The sequence below is a fragment of the Sphingopyxis sp. DBS4 genome (assembly GCF_024628865.1).
In the GTDB taxonomy this organism is placed as follows: Bacteria; Pseudomonadota; Alphaproteobacteria; order Sphingomonadales; family Sphingomonadaceae; genus Sphingopyxis.
On record NZ_CP102384.1, the window covers coordinates 64,791 to 82,947 of the forward strand.

Annotated in this window: 12 protein-coding genes; all 12 read left to right on the forward strand. The window is 65.3% G+C overall.

Features of this window, described 5'->3' with window-relative positions; translation table 11 throughout:
- Positions 1-345: 345 nt before the first annotated feature.
- The 12 genes from NP825_RS00310 to NP825_RS00365 all read left to right on the forward strand — a co-directional run bounded on the left by NP825_RS00310 (position 346) and on the right by NP825_RS00365 (position 18,079).
- Positions 346-3,357 carry a TonB-dependent receptor gene (locus tag NP825_RS00310; protein WP_257547435.1) on the forward strand — a complete coding sequence of 1,004 codons (3,012 nt, stop codon included), beginning with the start codon at positions 346-348 and terminating at the stop codon, positions 3,355-3,357.
- Positions 3,358-3,467: 110 nt separating this feature from the next.
- Positions 3,468-4,229 carry a SapC family protein gene (locus tag NP825_RS00315; protein ID WP_306997953.1) on the forward strand — a complete coding sequence of 254 codons (762 nt, stop codon included), beginning with the start codon at positions 3,468-3,470 and terminating at the stop codon, positions 4,227-4,229.
- The gene (locus NP825_RS00320) at positions 4,222-5,250 is read left to right on the forward strand and encodes a cupin-like domain-containing protein (protein WP_257547437.1); all 1,029 of its coding nucleotides are present in this window, start codon (positions 4,222-4,224) and stop codon (positions 5,248-5,250) included. Before NP825_RS00315 ends, NP825_RS00320 begins: the two co-directional genes overlap by 8 nt.
- Positions 5,247-6,761 (forward strand): tryptophan halogenase family protein, encoded by a 1,515-nt coding sequence (locus NP825_RS00325; protein WP_257547439.1) that lies wholly within the window; start codon positions 5,247-5,249, stop codon positions 6,759-6,761. The genes NP825_RS00320 and NP825_RS00325 overlap by 4 nt, the downstream gene beginning before the upstream one ends.
- A gap of 94 nt (positions 6,762-6,855) precedes the next feature.
- The gene (locus NP825_RS00330; protein WP_257547441.1) at positions 6,856-7,908 is read left to right on the forward strand and encodes a LacI family DNA-binding transcriptional regulator; all 1,053 of its coding nucleotides are present in this window, start codon (positions 6,856-6,858) and stop codon (positions 7,906-7,908) included.
- Positions 7,909-7,915: 7 nt separating this feature from the next.
- On the forward strand, positions 7,916-9,121 hold the full coding sequence (locus NP825_RS00335; protein ID WP_257547444.1) for an MFS transporter: 1,206 nt from the start codon (positions 7,916-7,918) through the stop codon (positions 9,119-9,121).
- Between the two features lie 92 nt (positions 9,122-9,213).
- A complete protein-coding gene (locus tag NP825_RS00340) occupies positions 9,214-11,694 on the forward strand; it encodes a glycoside hydrolase family 3 protein (RefSeq protein ID WP_257547446.1) in 2,481 nt (826 codons plus the stop codon).
- Between the two features lie 65 nt (positions 11,695-11,759).
- Positions 11,760-13,058: a sugar MFS transporter gene (locus NP825_RS00345; protein ID WP_257547448.1), complete on the forward strand. Its 1,299-nt coding sequence runs from the start codon at positions 11,760-11,762 to the stop codon at positions 13,056-13,058.
- Between the two features lie 88 nt (positions 13,059-13,146).
- Positions 13,147-13,527 carry an OsmC family protein gene (locus NP825_RS00350; protein ID WP_257547450.1) on the forward strand — a complete coding sequence of 127 codons (381 nt, stop codon included), beginning with the start codon at positions 13,147-13,149 and terminating at the stop codon, positions 13,525-13,527.
- 489 nt (positions 13,528-14,016) lie between these two features.
- Positions 14,017-14,589 carry a spore coat U domain-containing protein gene (locus tag NP825_RS00355; RefSeq protein ID WP_257547452.1) on the forward strand — a complete coding sequence of 191 codons (573 nt, stop codon included), beginning with the start codon at positions 14,017-14,019 and terminating at the stop codon, positions 14,587-14,589.
- 124 nt (positions 14,590-14,713) lie between these two features.
- Positions 14,714-15,532, forward strand: a complete 819-nt coding sequence (locus NP825_RS00360) for a molecular chaperone (RefSeq protein WP_257547454.1) — start codon at positions 14,714-14,716, stop codon at positions 15,530-15,532.
- Between the two features lie 27 nt (positions 15,533-15,559).
- Entirely contained in the window at positions 15,560-18,079 is a 2,520-nt protein-coding gene (locus NP825_RS00365; protein ID WP_257547457.1) for a fimbria/pilus outer membrane usher protein, read from the forward strand.
- The last annotated feature ends 78 nt before the right edge of the window (positions 18,080-18,157 follow it).

An 18,157-nucleotide genomic window follows, 5' to 3' on the forward strand; every position in this document is an offset into this window, starting at 1 on the left:
GCGATCGCGGCCGTTCTCCCGCGGCCCGCATCTCGGGCACGGGAAATGCGCCTGTGCTTGCGCATTGCATTCGTAATCGGAACCGGTCCGCAATCCTTCTCCCGCCCGGATGGCTGTTGCCGGCTGTCGCTGGCATTCCCATATAAAAGCGTTTGAATTCAATATCCTTTCAAGCGGAATCCGGACAGGCGAATGCGTCTGACCGTCCCATGCAACGATCGACCCGCCGCCGCGTCTGATGCAGGGCGACCCGGTGGGACGCATTGACAAAGGGAACGTTATCATTTAGGTGAACGTTCACATGAAAACGCCGTCATCAGAGCGGCTCAATCGGGAGGGTTCAGGATGCAGGCTTCGCACAGGCATTGGCTCGCCAGGCTTTTGGTCGGCACGTCGGCGCTGTCGCTGATGGGGGCGGCGCAGACCGCGATGGCGCAGGAAGCGCCGGCGGACAATGGCGGCGGCGACGAGATCGTCGTGACCGGTATCCGCGCCAGCCTCGAATCGGCGGCTGCGATCAAGCGCGACGCGCAGGGCGTCGTCGATGCGATCTCGTCCGAGGACATCGGCAAATTCCCCGACACCAATCTCGCCGAATCGCTCCAGCGCATCACCGGCGTGTCGATCGACCGTTCGAACGGCGAGGGCTCGACCGTTACCGTTCGCGGCTTCGGCCCCGAATTCAACCTGGTGACGCTGAACGGCCGCCAGATGCCGACCGCGATCATCGGCGACGGCGGCAGCGCGCCCTCGTCGCGCTCGTTCGACTTCGCCAACCTCGCGTCCGAAGGCATCGCCGCGGTCGAGGTCTACAAGAGCGGTCGCGCGACGGTCGAATCGGGCGGCATCGGCTCGACGATCAACATCCGCACCCCGCGCCCGCTCGACAAGCCGGGGATGCACGGCAGCCTCTCGGTCAAGGGCGTCTATGATTCGTCGCGCAACGAAGGCCATCCGATCACGCCCGAAATCTCGGGCATCTTCAGCACGACGTTCGCCGACGACAGGATCGGCATCCTGATCACCGGCTCCTATCAGAAGCGCAAGTCGAGCACGAACCAGGCCAATGTCGGCTGGCGCGACGGCTATCTCGGGTCCGATGAGAATATGTGGGGCGGACTGGCCTTCCCGGGCGATCCGCGCTTCGCCAACATCACCAACCGCCCGGGGCCGGACGACGTCTATCAGGTGCCGCAGAATGGCTCCTACGACCTCAACGACATCGACCGCGAGCGGATCAACGGCCAGGCGGTGCTGCAATTCCGCCCCGTCGACGGGCTGACCGCGACGCTCGATTACACTTATTCGCGCAACACGGTGCAGACGCGGAACAGCAATGTCGGCATCTGGTTCAACCATGAGGATACGACGAGCGCGTGGACCGACGGTCCCGTCGCGGGGCCGATCTTCTATTCCGAACATTTCGCGGCGCCCACCGCGCCGCCGAGCGAGACGACGCTGAACAGCGGCAAGGATCTGTCCTACAGCGGCGCGCTCAGCGACAACCGCGCCGAAAACCGTTCGCTGGGCTTTAACCTGACCTGGCAGGGCGACGACGGCGTGACGATCGACCTTGACGCGCATCATTCGACCGCGACAGTGAAGCCCGTCAATCGTTTCGGGTCGAGCATGTCGGTCGGCAACGCGATCTTCGGCGTTCAGAACCAGACGATCAATTTCGAGAACGACCTGCCGATCCTGTCCTACGAAATGTATCCGGGGATCGATCCGCTGAACGCCGCGCTGATCCAGCCGACGGGCAATGCGTTCCGCGCCGCCTATTTCCGCGACGAGATCAACCAGGTGCAATTGCACGGCCGCTATGATCATGAGGGCGGCTTCCTCGACAGCATCGATTTCGGCGTATCCTATGTCGAAAATAACGTGCGGTCCGCCTTCGGCACGATCCAGAACGATACCTGGGGTGGCGCGGGCCCCGCGTCGGATATTCCCGACGACATCTTCACGCTCCAGACGCTGCCCGACAAATTCCCCGGGCTCGCGCAGCCGGGGATGATCCAGAGCTTCTACTCGTTCGATTTCGAGCGGATGGCCGACCTGATCGAAAATCTCTACGGCACCTGCAGCAACCCGCTGACCGGCGCGCAGGCGATCCCCGGCACCTGCATCGCGGCCTACAACACCGACCGGCGCATCACCGAAAAGACGCTGGCGCCCTATGTGCAGGTCGCGACCAAATTCGACCTGTTCGACAATCCCGCGCATTTTGTCGCCGGACTGCGTTACGAAAGCACCGACATTTCGTCGGCGGCGCTGGTGCCGGTGCCCGTCGATACGCGCTGGGTGGGCGAGAATGAATTCAACATCGTCCTGTCGGGCGACAGCGACTTCACGCGCTTCAAGGGATCGTATGAAAACTGGCTGCCGGCATTCGACCTCGACGTCTCGCCGCTGCAGGACGTCAAGCTTCGCGCGTCGTACAGCCACACGATCACGCGCGCCGACTATGCGAATATGCAGGGCGGGCGTACGCTCGACACGCTGTTCCGCGTCGGCGGCGGCACGGGGGCGCAGGGCAATCCGGGGCTCGTCCCCTACAAGTCGAAGAATATCGATCTGTCCGCCGAATGGTATTACGCGCCCGGCAGCTATGTGTCGGTCGGTTGGTTCCACAAGGATGTCAGCAATTTCATCTCGACCACCCGCGTCGATACCCCGGCCTTCGGGTTGACCACCCCGGTGAACGGGCCGCGCTGGAACGCCGCGGTCGCGGCGATCGGGCAGGGAGCGACGGTGTCGCAGATCCGCCAATATATCTTCGAACATTATCCCGATACGGTGACGATCACCGGCGGCGGGCCGGGCACTTATGTCGGCGTCATCAACAGCGCGCCCGGCGATCCGCTGCTCAATTTCCAGATCACGCAGCCGATCAACAGCGATCAGACCGCGTCGCTCAACGGCTGGGAGTTCGCGCTCCAGCACAGCTTCTGGGACACCGGCTTTGGCGTTCTGCTGAACTATACGATCGTCAACGGCGACGCAGTCTACGACAATACGCAGCCGGCGTCGGTGCCGCAATTCGCGCTGACGGGCCTTTCCGACAGCGCCAACGCGGTCGCCTATTACGACAAGGGCGGTCTGCAGGCGCGCGTCGCGTGGAACTGGCGCGACAAGTTCCTGCAATCGACGGGGCCGAACCCGACCTATGTCGAGGCCTATTGGCAGATCGACGCCAGCGCGAGCTATGAATTCATTCCCGGCTTCACCGCCTTCGTCGAGGCGATCAACCTGACCGGGGAGGGGCGGCGCGCGCATATGCGAAGCAGCAATAATGTGACCTTCGTGTCGCCGGGCTTCGCCCGCTACGCGGCCGGAATCCGGTTCAACTTCTAACCTCCAGGCGCGGCAACCCCTCCCTGCCGCCAACCGGCGAGAGAGTCGCGCCTCCGGGGCGCGGCTCTTTTGCGTGACGGGCGGGGGCGGGTGGCGTAGGAACGTTCCCAATGGCGAAAACCGCCGCTGCCGAACGGGAGACAAAGGATCGGATGACCAGTCACGCCCCTCTCGACAACCAAAGCCACCGCGACCTTCGCGTCCGCGCCGACGCGGGGGCGGAGCTGGGCGACGGGGTGATGGCTACCTTGATCGTGCCGTCCGAATTCCGCCGCGTGCAGGCCGATTTTCCGATCCTTTTCCGGCGCGAGGCGGGGCAGGAGCGCTTTTTCGCGGTCGCGTTGCTGGGGTTCGAGACGGGCGAGAATCTCTTTCTCGACGGTGCGGGCTGGAACGCGGGCTATCGGCCGCTGTCGCTGGCGATCCAGCCTTTCCTGATCGGCCGACCGGCGAACGGTGACGGGCCGGGACAGGTGCATGTCGATCTTGCACATCCGCGTATCGCGCAAGGGAACGGCGGCGTGCGGCTGTTCGATGCGAACGGCCTCGCGACGCCCTTCCTCGAAGACATCGCCGGAAAGCTCGGCGAACTCGACGACGGCTATCGCGAGAGCGGCGCCTTCTTCGACGCGCTTGCCGAGCACGACCTGCTCGAACCTTTCACTTTCGAGGTGACGCTGGAGGACGGGTCGCTCCATTCGCTCGTCGGCTTCCACATCATCGACGAGGCGCGGCTGCGCGCGCTCGATGCCGCGGCGCTCGCCGCGCTGCACGCGGCGGGGCATCTGATGCCGATCTTCATGGCGGTCGCCTCGCTGTCGCAGCTCGCGGAACTCGCGCGGCGCAAGAACCGCAGGCGGCGTGATGGCTGAGCGGGACGCCCCGATCGACACCCGCGCCGCGCGCGTGCCCGAGCACGAATGGCGGGACGCGGGGCTGGATGCGCTGCTCGACGGCGCGCGCGAACCGTTCGTGCTGCGCGGGCTCGTCGCCGACTGGCCGCTCGTCACCGCGGGCCGGACCTCGGCGGAGGCGGCGCGCCGCTATCTGCTGGATCATGCCCGCGACCGCGCGTTCAAGGTTTCGATCGGTCCGCCGGGGCACGACGGGCGATTGTTCTACGACGCTGACATGGCGATGAATTTCCGCACCGGCACGGGCAAGCTCGCCGACATCTTCGCGGGGCTGGCGAAGGGTGAGGAGCTGGGCGACATCCGCACCGTCTATCTCGCCTCGATCGACATTCCGGCGCATTTCGACGGGCTCGACACCGCGAACCCGATCGATCTCGGCGCGCGTGACCCGCTCAAGAGCATCTGGATCGGGACGCGGACGCGGATCGCCGCGCACAATGATTATCCCGACAATCTCGCCTGCTGCGCGGCGGGACGGCGGCGCTTCACCTTGTTCCCGCCCGACCAGTTCCGCAACCTCTATCTGGGGCCGATCGACAATACCCCCGCCGGCCGCACCGTCAGCATGGTCGATTTCGCCGCGCCCGATCTTGCCGCCTATCCGCGCTTCGCGGAGGCGATGGCGCACGCGCAAACGGCGGAACTCGAACCCGGCGACGCGATCTTCATTCCCTCGATGTGGTGGCATCATGTCGAGGCGCGCGCCGACTTCAACATATTGGTCAATTACTGGTGGCGCCGCACCCCGGCCTGGTTCGGCCAGCCGCAGGAAGCGCTCAACCATGCGATCCTCGCGATCCGCGACATGGCGCCCGCGGACAAGGCGATCTGGCGCGACCTGTTCGATCATTATGTCTTCGACAACGACGGCCGGGCGACCGACCATATCCCCGAACCGGCGCGCGGCGTCCTCGCTCCTCTCACACCCGAGAGCGCGGGGCGGCTGCGCGCCTTCTTGCTGAGGACATTGAGCAGATGAGCGAAGACAGGCTGAGCGAAGACAGGCCGCGCCGTCGCGTCGTGATCGCCGGCGGCGGGACCGCGGGGTGGATGATGGCGGCGGCGATCGCGCGGACGATGGGGGCGACGGTCGATTTGACGCTCGTCGAATCGGAGGCGATCGGAACCATCGGCGTCGGCGAATCGACAATTCCGCCGCTCGTCAATTTCAACCGCATCCTCGGGATTCCCGAGCCCGATTTCATGCGCGCGGCGCAGGCGACCTTCAAGCTCGGCATATTGTTCGACAATTGGAAATACGACGGGCACAGCTATTTCCACAGCTTCGGCCTCAGCGGCAAGGATCACTGGTCGGCGGGCTTCCAGCATTTCTGGCTGCGCGCGCGAGCCGCGGGCTATCCGCACAGCTATGACGATTATTGCCTCGAACTCGTCGCCGGGCTGCAGGGCAAGTTCGCGCATCTGCCCGAAGAGCGGATGAACTATGCCTATCATGTCGATGCGACGCTCTATGGCCGCTTCCTGCGGGAGCTCGCCGAGGCCGACGGGGCGAAGCGCGTCGAGGGCAAGATTCAGTCGGTCGAACTCGACGGCGAGAGCGGCAATATTGCCGCGCTGCTGCTCGACGGCGAGCGGCGCGTCGAGGGTGACATGTTCGTCGACTGCACCGGCTTTCGCGGCCTGCTGATCGACGGCGCGCTTCACGGGGGGTTCGAGGATTGGGGGCATTGGCTGCCCAACGACAGCGCGGTCGCGCTCCAGTCGAAGCATCAGGGGCCGCCGATGCCCTATACGCGTGCGATCGCGCACGACGCCGGCTGGCAATGGCGCATCCCGCTCCAGCACCGGATGGGCGCGGGGATCGTCTATTCGAGCCGCTATCTGTCGCGCGACGCGGCGCTCGATCGCCTGCTGTCGTCGCTCGGCGAACCGCTGGTCGAGCCGATCGACATCAAGTTCCGCGGTGGGGTGCGGCGGCGGCAATGGGTCCGCAACTGCGTCGCGGTCGGGCTCGCGGGCGGCTTCGTCGAGCCGCTCGAGGCGACGACGGTCCACCTGATCCAGCGCGCGATCCTGCGCTTCATCCGCCTGATGCCCAACGGCCGCGTGAGTGAGCGCGACGCGATCGAGTTCAACGAGCAGCAGCGCCGCGACATCGAGCAGATCCGCGACTTCGTGATCCTGCACTATAAGGCGACCGAGCGCCGCGACAGCCCCTTCTGGCGCCATGTCGCCGCGATGCCGATCCCCGACAGCCTGCAACAGAAGATCGAGCTGTTCCGCGAAACCGGCCGGGTGTTCCGCAAGAATGAGGAATTGTTCGGCGAGAATAGCTGGGTACAGGTGATGATGGGGCAGGGGATCGACCCGCAAAGCTGGCATCCGATCGCCGAGAAATTGTCGCCCGACGAACTCGACCGCTTCATGGCGGGCCTGCGCGAGAGCACCGCGCGCACCGCCGCGACATTGCCCGAGCATCACGCCTATGTCGCGCGCTATTGCGGCGCGCGGGAACCGCAAGCGGCGTGAAAAAGATGGAAAACGCGGATCTTGCCGTCTGGCCATGCGCCCGCCGCGGCCCTATCAGGGCCGGGACCGAGGTGGTGGGGAACGGAACGGACTGATGGGGCGCCGGCGGCAATCGGTGACGATCAAGCATGTGGCGGCCGATGCGGGGGTGTCGCTGCAGACGGTCAGCCGCGTCATCAACAACGAACCGAACGTGCGCCCCGAAATGAAGGAGCGCGTGCAGGCGTCGATCGACAAATTGGGCTATGTCCCGTCGATCGCGGCGCAGCGGATGAGCGGGTCGCGATCCTATCTGATCCTCGCGATCAACGACCGCGAACGCACGATCGCCGACTGGAGGGCGCGGCAGGGCACCGACTGGGTCGACCAGATGCTGTTCGGCGGGATGCTGAAATGCGCCGAATATGGCTATCGGATGATCTTCGAACTGGTCGATACGCACAACGACCATGTCGAGCGCGAATTGCGCGCGACGATCGCGGCGCTTCAGCCCGACGGGGTGATATTGACCCCGCCGCACTCGGATAATCCGCTGATCGTGAACCTGCTCCATGCGCAGAAGATTCCTTTCGCGCGCATCGGCTCGCACGGCGGCGAGGCGGGGATCGCGCTGACGATGGACGACGAAGGGTCGGCGGCGCGCGCGACGCGGCACCTGATCGGGCTCGGCCACCGGCGCATCGGTTTCATTTCGGGGTCGGTCGAATATGACCTCAGCCACTGGCGCATCGACGGCTGGAAGGCGGAGATGGCGGCAGCGGGGCTGCCGGTCGAGGGGCTGCTCGCCGAGGGCGATTTCAGCTATGCCTCGGGCGAGGCGGCGGCGCGGCGCCTGCTCGAAAGTGCGGTCCCGCCGAGCGCGATCATCGCGAGCAACGACCAGATGTCGCTCGCGACGCTGGAAGTCGCGCGCGAACGCGGGCTCGATGTGCCGCGCGACTTGTCGCTGGTCAGCTTCGACAACACGCCGATCGTCCATTTCGCCCAGCCGCCGCTGACCGCGGTCGACCAGCCGGTGGCGGCGACGGTCGCGCGCGCGGTCGAACTGATCATCGCGGCGCAGCGCGGCGAGAAGCGGCCCGACGCGCCGACGGTGGTCAGCGGCAGCCTGATCGAGCGCGGGTCGACGGCGGCGCCCATTGGTTGACGGCCCATTGGCTGACGGCGACGCGCCGCCGCGCCGCCAGTCGGTGCGTTTCCTGCTGCTCTATGCGCTTGCCGCTGCGGGCGGCGCGATCGCCTATGTGCCCTTCCTGACCCTGCTGCTCCCCGCGCGCATGGCCGAACTTGCGGGCGCTGACGACGTGCGCTGGCTTGGCTATCTGACCTTTTTCGGTGCGCTCGCGGCCAGCGCGGGCGGTCTGCTCTTCGGCTGGCTCAGCGATCGCACGCAAAGCCGCCGTCCGTGGGTGCTGGCGGGGCTGGTCCTCACCATCGCGCTGCTGCTCGCGGTGCCGCACGCGCATGATATGGCGACTCTGCTCGCTTTGCTGCTCGCGTGGCAGCTCGCGCTCAACATGATCCTCGGGCCGCTGTCGGCCTGGGCAGGCGATGTCGTTCCCGACGCGCAGAAGGGGCTGCTCGGCGGTCTCCTCGCGCTCTCGCCCGCGCTCGGCGCCTGGTCGGGCGCGCTCGTCACGCTGCCGGGGCTCGTATCGATGGAGCAGCGCGTGACGGCGATCGCGCTGCTCGTCGCGGCGGCGATCCTGCCCGCGCTGCTCTTCGGCCGCCCGCGCGCCTTTCCCGAGCTGATGGCGGTCGAGCCCCGTTCCGGCGTCCCCGACCGCGCCCCCAATCGCTCCGACGCGCGTCCGGCCGTCCGCATGTGGCTGGCGCGGCTGCTGGTCCAGATCGCCGAGGCGGCACTCTTCGCCTATCTCTATTTCTGGTTCCGGTCGATCGACCCCACGATGGGCGACCATGAAAAGGCGCGAATCTTCAGCCTCGCGCTGACCATCGCCGTGCCGGTCGCGCTGCTCGCCGGGCGCTGGGCCGACCGCCGGAACCGCCCCTTCGTGCCGCTCGCCGCCGCCGCGGTGCTGACCTGCGCCGGGCTGATCGGCATGGCGCTCGCCGCCGATCCCACGTCGGCGAAGGCGGCCTATCTCGTTTTCGGGATCGCGACGACCGCCTTTCTGTCGCTCCATAGCGGACAGACGCTGCGTGTCCTGCCGCGCGCCGACCATCGCGGGCGCGACCTCGGCATCTTCAACCTCACCAACACCATTCCCTCGCTGATCATGCCGTGGCTCACCATCTCGCTCGTCCCCGGCTTCGGCTTCGACGCGCTGTTCCTGCTGCTCGCGGCGCTCGCGGCGGCGGCGGTGCTGCTCCTCGTCACGATAGCGCGCACCGCCTGATTCCCGTTGCCGAACAGGATGCTTGATTTCGCGCAGGGGCTGTGCGAGAGGAAAATTGATAACGTTCACAAATATTGAGGATGGGAGAGACGATGCGGAAGGCGATGGCTCTGGCGACGGCGCTGCTGCTGGCGGGAAGCGCCGGCATGGCGATGGCGGACAGCCCCGCGCCGGGTTCGGCGACGGTCCATCCCGATCGCTGGCCGGAAGCGAAAAGCCCTGCCGCGATCACCGATGCCGCGACCGAAGCGCGGATCGACGCGCTGATCGCGCGCATGACGATCGAGCAGAAGGTCGGCCAGCTCATCCAGGCCGACATCAGCACGATCACCCCCAAAGACCTCGAAACCTACCCGCTCGGTTCGATCCTTGCGGGCGGCAACAGCGGCCCCAATGGCAATGAGCGGTCGAGCGCAGAGGATTGGGCGAAGCTGGTCGGCGAATTCCGCGCCGTGTCGTTGCAGCCGCAGGCGAATGGCGTCGCGATCCCGATCATCTTCGGCGTCGACGCGGTTCACGGCCACAACAATGTCCCCGGCGCGACGCTGTTCCCGCATAATATCGGTCTCGGCGCCGCGCACGATCCCGAGCTGATCCGGCGCATCGGGCAGGTCACCGCGGCCGAGATCGCGGGCAGCGGCATCGAATGGACCTTCGCCCCGACGCTCGCGGTGCCGCAGGATCTGCGCTGGGGGCGCAGCTACGAAGGCTATGCGTCCGATCCGAAGCTTGTCGCCGACTATGCGAAGGCGATGGTGCTCGGGCTGCAGGGACCGCTCGTCGCCGGGCGTTCGGTCGACGGCACGCATGTCGCCGCCACCGCGAAGCATTTCCTCGCCGACGGCGGCACCTTCGAGGGCAAGGATCAGGGCGACGCCCGGATCGGCGAGGAGGAGCTGATCGCGAAGCACGCGCAGGGCTATCCCGCCGCGATCGACGCCGGCGCGCTGACCGTGATGGCGAGCTTCTCGAGCTGGAACGGGGTCAAGAACCACGGCAACAAGGGGCTGCTCACCGACGCGCTCAAGGGCCGCATGGGCTTTCAGGGCTTCGTCGTCGGCGACTGGAACGGCCACGGCCAGGTCGCGGGATGCAGCGTCACCGATTGCCCGCAAACGATCATGGCGGGGCTCGACATGATCATGGCGCCCGACAGCTGGAAGGGCCTCTATGCCTCGACGCTTGCCGAGGCGAAGGACGGGCGCATCACCGCGGCGCGGCTCGACGACGCGGTGCGGCGCATCCTGCGCGTGAAGTATAAGCTCGGCCTGTTCGACGTCGAGCATGTCGACCGCGGCGACGTGTCGGCGGTCGGCGCGCCCGAGCATCTGGCGATCGCGCGCGAGGCGGTCGCGAAATCGCTCGTTCTCCTCAAGAACAATGGCGGCATGCTGCCGATCCGGCCCGGCGCGCGCGTGCTCGTGACCGGCCCCGGCGCCGACGACATGGCGATGCAGGCCGGCGGCTGGACGATCAGCTGGCAGGGCACCGACGTCACCCACGCCGATTTCCCGAACGGCCAGACGATCTGGGAAGCGCTGGACCAGGCGGTGCGCGACGCGGGCGGAACCGCGACGCTGTCGGAGGGCGGCACCTATGTGGAAAAGCCTGACGTCGCGGTCGTCGTCTTCGGCGAGCGCCCGTATGCCGAGTTTCAGGGCGACGTTCCGACGCTCGACTATCAGCCTGCCGAGGCGAAGGATCTTGCCGTCCTCAAGCAACTCAAGGCGGCGGGGATTCCGGTCGTTGCGGTCTTCCTGTCGGGACGGCCATTGTTCACCAATCCCGAGATCAACGCCGCCGATGCCTTCGTCGCGGCGTGGCTGCCGGGGTCGCAGGGCGCCGGCGTCGCCGAGGTGCTGGTCGCGCAGCGGGACGGCAAGGCGGCGCGCGACTTCACCGGCACGCTGCCCTTCGCCTGGCCCGCCGACGCGCGCTCGCCGATCGAAAAGCCCGAGTTCCCGGTCGGCTATGGCCTGACCTATGCCGACCGGAAGACCGTGCCGCCGCTGTCCGAAAAACTCGGGGTCGACGTTGCGGCGATGCTCAATGTCGCCAATTTCTTCTCGGGCGGCCGCGCCCGCGCGCCGTGGCTGCTCTCGATCACCGACGGCGGCGGCTCGCGGCAGGTCGAATCGGCGCCGGTGGACAGCAGCTATGGCCTGCTCGCTACCCGCTCGGTCGACGTCGCGGCGCAGGAGGATGGCAAGAGCTTCGTCTGGACGGGGCCGGCCTCCTTCCGCCTCGCGGGACCGCCCGCCGACATGACGCGGCAGCTAAACAACAGCTTCGCGCTCAGGATCGACTGGCGGATCGATGCGGCGGGGCCGGCGACGCTGGCGTTCGGCGGCAAGGCCTTCGATCTGACCGCGCTCGTCGCGGCGGCGCCCGCAGGTAAGGTAGCGACGATCAAGATCCCGCTGCGCTGCTTCGCCGACGCAGGTGCCGATCTGGCGCATGTCGATTCGCCGGTGACGATTACGGGCGACAAGGGGCTGGCGGTGACGCTGGTGAATACGAATGTCGAGGCGGTAGGTGAAAATCTGGCTTGTCCACCCGCAGCGCACGGCTAAGCAAGTAAGCCAAGGGAAAAATGGGGCCGCGCTACGGGTCCGAGGGATAATCTGGGGAGAAGGCCATGGCATTGGCGCCGAATGTCGCGACGAGCACCGATCCGAACCCGGAGGCAGGCAAGAGCGGCGGCAGCACGCGGGTCGTGCTGATCCTCGCCTTTGCGGTGTTCTTCCTGCTCGGCGGGGTGACGAACATCAACGACCTGCTGGTCGGCAAGTTCAAGCCGATGTTCCACCTGACGCACGCGCAGGCGAATCTGGTGCAGATGGCGTTTTTCATCGCCTATGCCGCCTTTTCGATCCCCGCCGGCATCATCATGTCGAAGCTCGGCTATATCCGCACCTTCGTGCTCGGCTTCGCGATCGTCGCGGCGGCGGCCTTCCTGTTCATTCCGGCATCGGCGGCCGCCTCCTACCCCGGCTTCCTCGCCGCGCTTTTCTGCATCGGCGCGGGGATCACGGTTCTGCAGGTAGCGATGAATCCGGTGATCACGACGCTGGGACCGGTCGAAACCTCGCACAGCCGCCTGACCTTTGCGCAGGCGTTCAATTCGATCGGCGTGTTCCTGATGGTCTATGGCGGCGCCACCTTCCTGCTCGGCGATTCGCAACCGCTCGACGCCGAGACCGCGAGCGAAGCGCAAATTCAGGCATATCGCGTCGCCGAGGGGGCTTCGATCGGCACCGCCTATATGTGGCTCGGTGTGCTGATGCTGGTGATTGCGGCGCTGTTCTGGATGTTTCGCTCGGCGCTCGATCGCGCCAAGGCCGACGATGTGAAGCTCGAGGGCACCTGGGGCCTGCTCGCCCACAACCGCCGCGTCCAGTTCGGCGCGCTGTGCCTCTTCACCTATGTCGGCGCCGAAGTGGCGATCGGCTCGAACCTCATCGCCTATCTCGGCGAACCGAGCGTCATGGGGCTGGACCTTCAGGCCGCGGGCAAGCTGGTCGCGATCTATTGGCTGGGAGCATTGGTCGGACGGCTGCTCGGCGGCTTCATCCTGCGGCTGGCGAAGCCGGGACGCGTGCTTGCAATCTTTGCCGCGGGAGCGATCTCGCTGATCATCCTGTCGGCGGTTACGACCGGCACGGTGTCGGGCTGGGCGCTGATTCTGGTCGGCTTCTGCAATTCGCTGATGTTTCCGACGATCTTCAGCCTGGGGACCGAAGGGCTGGGCGAGCAGACGCCGCAGGGATCGGGCATCATGTGTACCGCGATCGTCGGCGGCGCGATCGTCCCCTATCTGTTCGGGACGGTGGCGGATATCGGCGGCAACATCCGGCTCGCGCTCGTGGTGCCGTTGATCTGCTACGCGATCATCGCGAGTTTCGGGCTGTGGGCGGCGCGCCGCGCGGCGGCCTGACGATCCTGCGGCCCCCCGCTTGCGCCGCTTGCCCGGGCGGGGCATGGCTGACGCGTGCGCACCGTCCGCGCACGGCAGGAGCAAGGCCATGGCCCAAGGCATCGCACGTATCGGCAAGGACCGCTATCGCACCGAGATCGAGGTCGGCGGCCGCCCGCTCGTCGCCGACGAACCGCCGGCGCTCGGCGGGCAGGGCGCGGGCTTCGCGCCTTATGACCTGCTCCTCGCGAGCCTCGGCGCCTGCACCGCGATCACGCTGCGCATGTATGCCGACCGCAAGGGCTGGCCGCTCGAATCGCTCGAGGTCGGCCTTCGTCTCCATGGGCAGGAAGAACGCCGCATCGCGCGGACGCTGACCATCGCCGGCCTCGACGACGAGCAGAAAGCCCGCCTCGCCGACATCGCCGAACGCACCCCGGTGACGCTGACGCTGAAGAACGGCCTGCCGATCGACACGCGGCTGGGGTGACGCGAAAAAATTGGCCCTGCCGGACTATGGGCGAACGCCTTCGGTACTCGGGGCGATGACGGGTTTCCGAGTCTCCAGAGATTTGAATGTAAATTAACTATTTTCTAAATATCTTAAAGGCCTGCCCGGTTGGGAAAAGCCGAAATAATTTAGGGCGGCCTCGGTCGTGGCCGTAGCGCCAAAAGAAGGGGCGCTTGGGGGCGGTGGCTCGCGAAGAGCAAAATAATCATTTTATATTATGCAATTATAAATATTAAAAAGCGGTTTCAGGTTGAGGCCGCTCTTGGGGCGCTCGTTCATTGCGGTAGGATTTGATGCGGGCGATGCCCTGAAATGAGACGCCAGCCACAGGTGCGCGCGATTCGGACTCGACAATGATTTAATAAAAGTTAAGTTCCTCCTAACCGCAGCTTTTGCGGTCAGCGCCGCGTTAGCCGCGGCTCTTTAATCCCATGATGGGATCGGACCTTTACGGATGGGGGAATATCAATGAAAAAGCTTCTTCTCGCCGCTGCTGCGGCGTCTGTTTTTGCGGCTGCACCGGCTTTTGCGGCCGATTCGGACACCGAAGATTTCGACATCAATGCCAGCGTGCCGGCAACCTGCACGATCAGCGATCCGGGCACTTTCGAAATGGGTCCGCTGAGCATCAACCTGACCGCCGCGCAGGCGAGCACGCTGAGCATCAATACGAGCATCGACAAGCGGCAGGATTTCTGGGTCAGCTGCAATGACACCAACAAGATGACGCTGTCGTCGGACAACAACGGTTTCCTGAAACGTGACGGCGCAGCGCCGACTGCGGCGGAAGCAGCGGAGGGCTTTACCGACAAGATCGGCTATGGCGTCAGCCCCTATAATTATCTCGACACCGGCACCTGGCAGGTTCAGCCGGCGCTGGTGACGGGCGCCACGTTCCATCAGGGCACCTCGCGTGGTGCGATCCACCGGAATGTGGAAATGTATGTCCGCATTCGCACGACCGATCAGGCCGCGAATACGCGTCCGCTGGCGGGCGACTACACGGACAATGTCACGGTCACGGTCGCAATCGCGGCGTGATGGATTGGAAGGGGCGGTGGCCGTGAGGGCTGCTCGCTCCTTCCTCGCATAGATGAGCGCCGGACTAGCGGCGGCGCCGGTGAAGGGGGCGCGTGCCCCCTTCGTTCGTTCGGGTGATCCTGACATGCCAAAAAAATGGGGACATATCGTGTCGTACGGGCCTTTCCTGTGGGCGCTGATGGCGGCTGTATCGGGACTGGGGGCGGTATCGGCGGAGGCGGCGCGCGTTACCCCGATGATCGTGGAAATGACACCGACGGGTCGCGGTGCGACGGCGCGGGTCGAAGTCACGAACACCGACGCGATCGACCTGCCGGTCGAAATCCGCATGTATCGCGGAAAGATCGATGAAACAGGGCAATTGGAACTGGAACCCGCGGAGGATCATTTCGCAGCCTATCCGCCCCAGGTCGTGATTCCGCCCAATGGGCGGCAGATATTCCGCGTCCAGTTCATCCCGCAGGGCGAGATGACGCAATCGGAAATCTATTACGCCAGTATCAGTCAGCTTCCCGTGAAGCTGGAGGAGGCAGGCTCGCGCATTCAAATGTTGATGCGTTTCAACATATTGCTCAACGTCGTTCCCGATGGGACGGTTGCGAAGCCGGCGCTGGAATCGGTGCAGTGGGTCGATCGCATGGTAGAACTGCCGCCCGATGCCGCCAAGGCCAACGCCGACAAGAATGTTCCGCCTCCGCATGAGCGCGGCCTAGAGGTGCGGGTGACCAATGGAGGAACGCGCTATTTCGCGGCCGGTCGGACTCCCTGGTCCGTAAAGGGCGTCGATGAAACGGGCGCCGTCATCGATCAAAACTACGACGTGCAGGCGATGTCGGGAATGATCGGCATGGGAATCGTCGCGCCGGGGCGGGCGCGGACTTTCGTTATCCCCATGGAGCGGAAACCCGTCATGAATAGCTTGAGGGTTAGTTTCGAACACTGACCGACGCGATCGGTTGGAGGGGGAGCGTTGGGTTCAGCCATATTCACCAGCGTCGCGCTGCTGCTGCTCGCCGAATCCCCGGCGGCGAAAGCCATGGCCGACGCTCCTTCAACGGCGGACGGCGCGTGGGGTGAGCAGCCCGCAGTGGCTGATAATCCCGAGCCGGTGCCGCTTCCCGCGGGTCCGGCAACGCATATGACGCTGCCCATTATCAGTAATGATCGGGTCCATGGCGACGTCTTCGTCGATCTCTATCCCGACGGTCAGATTCGCTATGATCGGAAAAGCCTGATCGAGCAACTCGCGCCGCTGATCTCGGACCAGTCGCGACCCAGTTTCGTGCGCTTGCTGGGCGGCGGCGATACGCTGACCTCCGAGCAGGTGGCGCTGGCGGGGGTGACCTTGCGCTACGACCCCGGCCTGCTTGAAATCCATGTCGACCGGATCGCGCCGGACATCGCGCCCGTCCGGCCATTGGGGGGGGTGCCAAACGCCAACCAGCCGCCGATCACGATGCAGCCCGAACGGTTCAGCGCCTATCTCAACATCGTCGGCGATTTTCTGGTCGAGGATTTCCGCGATTTCGACCGCCCCGCCTTCCTGTTGAACGGCGCCATCCGCACCGGCGGCATGGTGCTGGAATTCGATGGCGGTTATGACAAGCACCTGGCGACCGGTAGCGGCTTTTATCGTCGGGCGGTGCGACTGATCCGCGACGAACCCGACCATCAGCGGCGGTGGAGCGCCGGCGATATCCAGATTCCCAGCCTGAGCCTGATCGGTGGTACCTTTCTGGGTGGTGTCGGCGTCGAAAAGGGGCGGCAGAATTTCATAGGCGCCAATCCGCTGACTTCGATCGGCGGCCAGCAGATTCTGCTGCAACGCGACGCAACGGTGGACGTGGTTGTCGACGGACAGCAGGTTCAGACCATGCAGCTGGCGGCCGGTCCCTATGATCTGGCGTCGCTGCGGGCGCAATATAGTGGGCGGAACGCCCAGCTTTTCATCACCGACGTGACCGGGCGCCGTCAGCTTACTGATTTCGATACCTATGCCAGCACGATCGACTTGGCCCAGGGGGAGGAGGAATATAGCGCGGCGATCGGATTTCTGCCCCGCGCCTTCAATCTCAACCCCAGCTATCATGGCACCCCAGCCTTTTCGGGTCATTACCGCCGCGGCATCTCCAACCGGCTCTCGTTGGGCGGTGCGCTCCAGCTTTCGCGTGGCACCCAGACGCTCGGCGCAGAGATCGTGGCGGCGCCCCGTGCGATCCCGGGACGCTTCGATCTGTCCGGCGCGGTGAGCCGAGGCGACGGTTTCGGTTATGCGCTGCGCGGCAATTATTCGCTGGCTATCGGAGGGGATCGGGGCGGCGGCCAATTTTCGATCGCGGCCGATTATCGCAACGCTCGCTTCACCACCCTGATCGACCAGACAGGATTCGTGCAAGGCGAGGCGCTGAGCATCAATGCCAATTACGCGCAAAGCCTCAATGAGCGGCTTATCCTGACCGTTGGCGCCAACTGGTTCAAGCGCGAAGGGATCAGAGTTAACCGCAGCGCCTATGCCGACCTCACCTATCGCGCTCGAACATACCGGCTGGTGGGCGGGATCGAATATGGCGAAGGGGGAGGGCAGCGGCGAAACTTCGGCATTCGGATCGGTATCTCCGTGCCATTCGGCCGATCGACTCGCGGCGACGCCAGCTATAATAGCCGCCGGGATGAGACGCGTGCCTTCGTGTCGCGGAGCGAAAGCGACACAGTCGGATCCTGGGGCTATAATGTCGGGGTGCGCCGCTCGCCGGGATCGGCATCGCTCGATGCGTCCGGCGCTTATATCGGCAACCGTTTCTACAGTCGCGCCACTATCACATCGACCGGGTCGGGGCTCGACCGGATCGACGATCGCCAGACTGCGCGTCTGCAAATTGGTACCTCGATTGCCTATGCGGGAGGCGCGTTGGCGATCGGACGGCCGATCAACGACAGTTTCGTGATCGCGTCCCCGCACGAGGGCATGGAGGACCAGCAGGTTGTGATCGGCCAGTCGGTCCAGTCGCGCCGCTACGATGCGCTCAGCGGCTCGCTGGGTGCTGCGTTGGGCCCGCGTCTCACATCCTATTCGCGGCAGAGCATCCTCTATGATCTCGCCAAGGGCGCGCAGGGCTATGACATTGGCCCTGGCGTCGAAACGGTCGAGCCGCTCTATCGCAGCGGCTATCGCCTAGTCGTCGGTACCGACGCTACGGTCTCCGCCATCGGCTTTCTCAATCTGGGCGCTGAGCGGGCAGGCCTGGTGTCAGGCACCGTCACTTCGTCCGACGATGACGAGTTCGGGACTCAGCCCTTCTTCACCAATTCGGCAGGGCGGTTCGTTATCAGCGGGCTCAGACCCGGCAAGACATACGAGGCGCGATTGTTCGACTCGGCGGGGTTCTATAGGATCAGCGTGCCGAAGGATTCCGGCTCGCTGCTTCAACTAGGCGATGTTGCGATTGCGCCGGGAGTGACCGCAAAGGACAAGAGGCAGGGCGAAAAATGATGCGGACAAGATTTGGCCTGGTAATCGGCATTGCGGCATTTTTATTGCCTGCGGCCGCACATGCGGCATGCGAGCCCA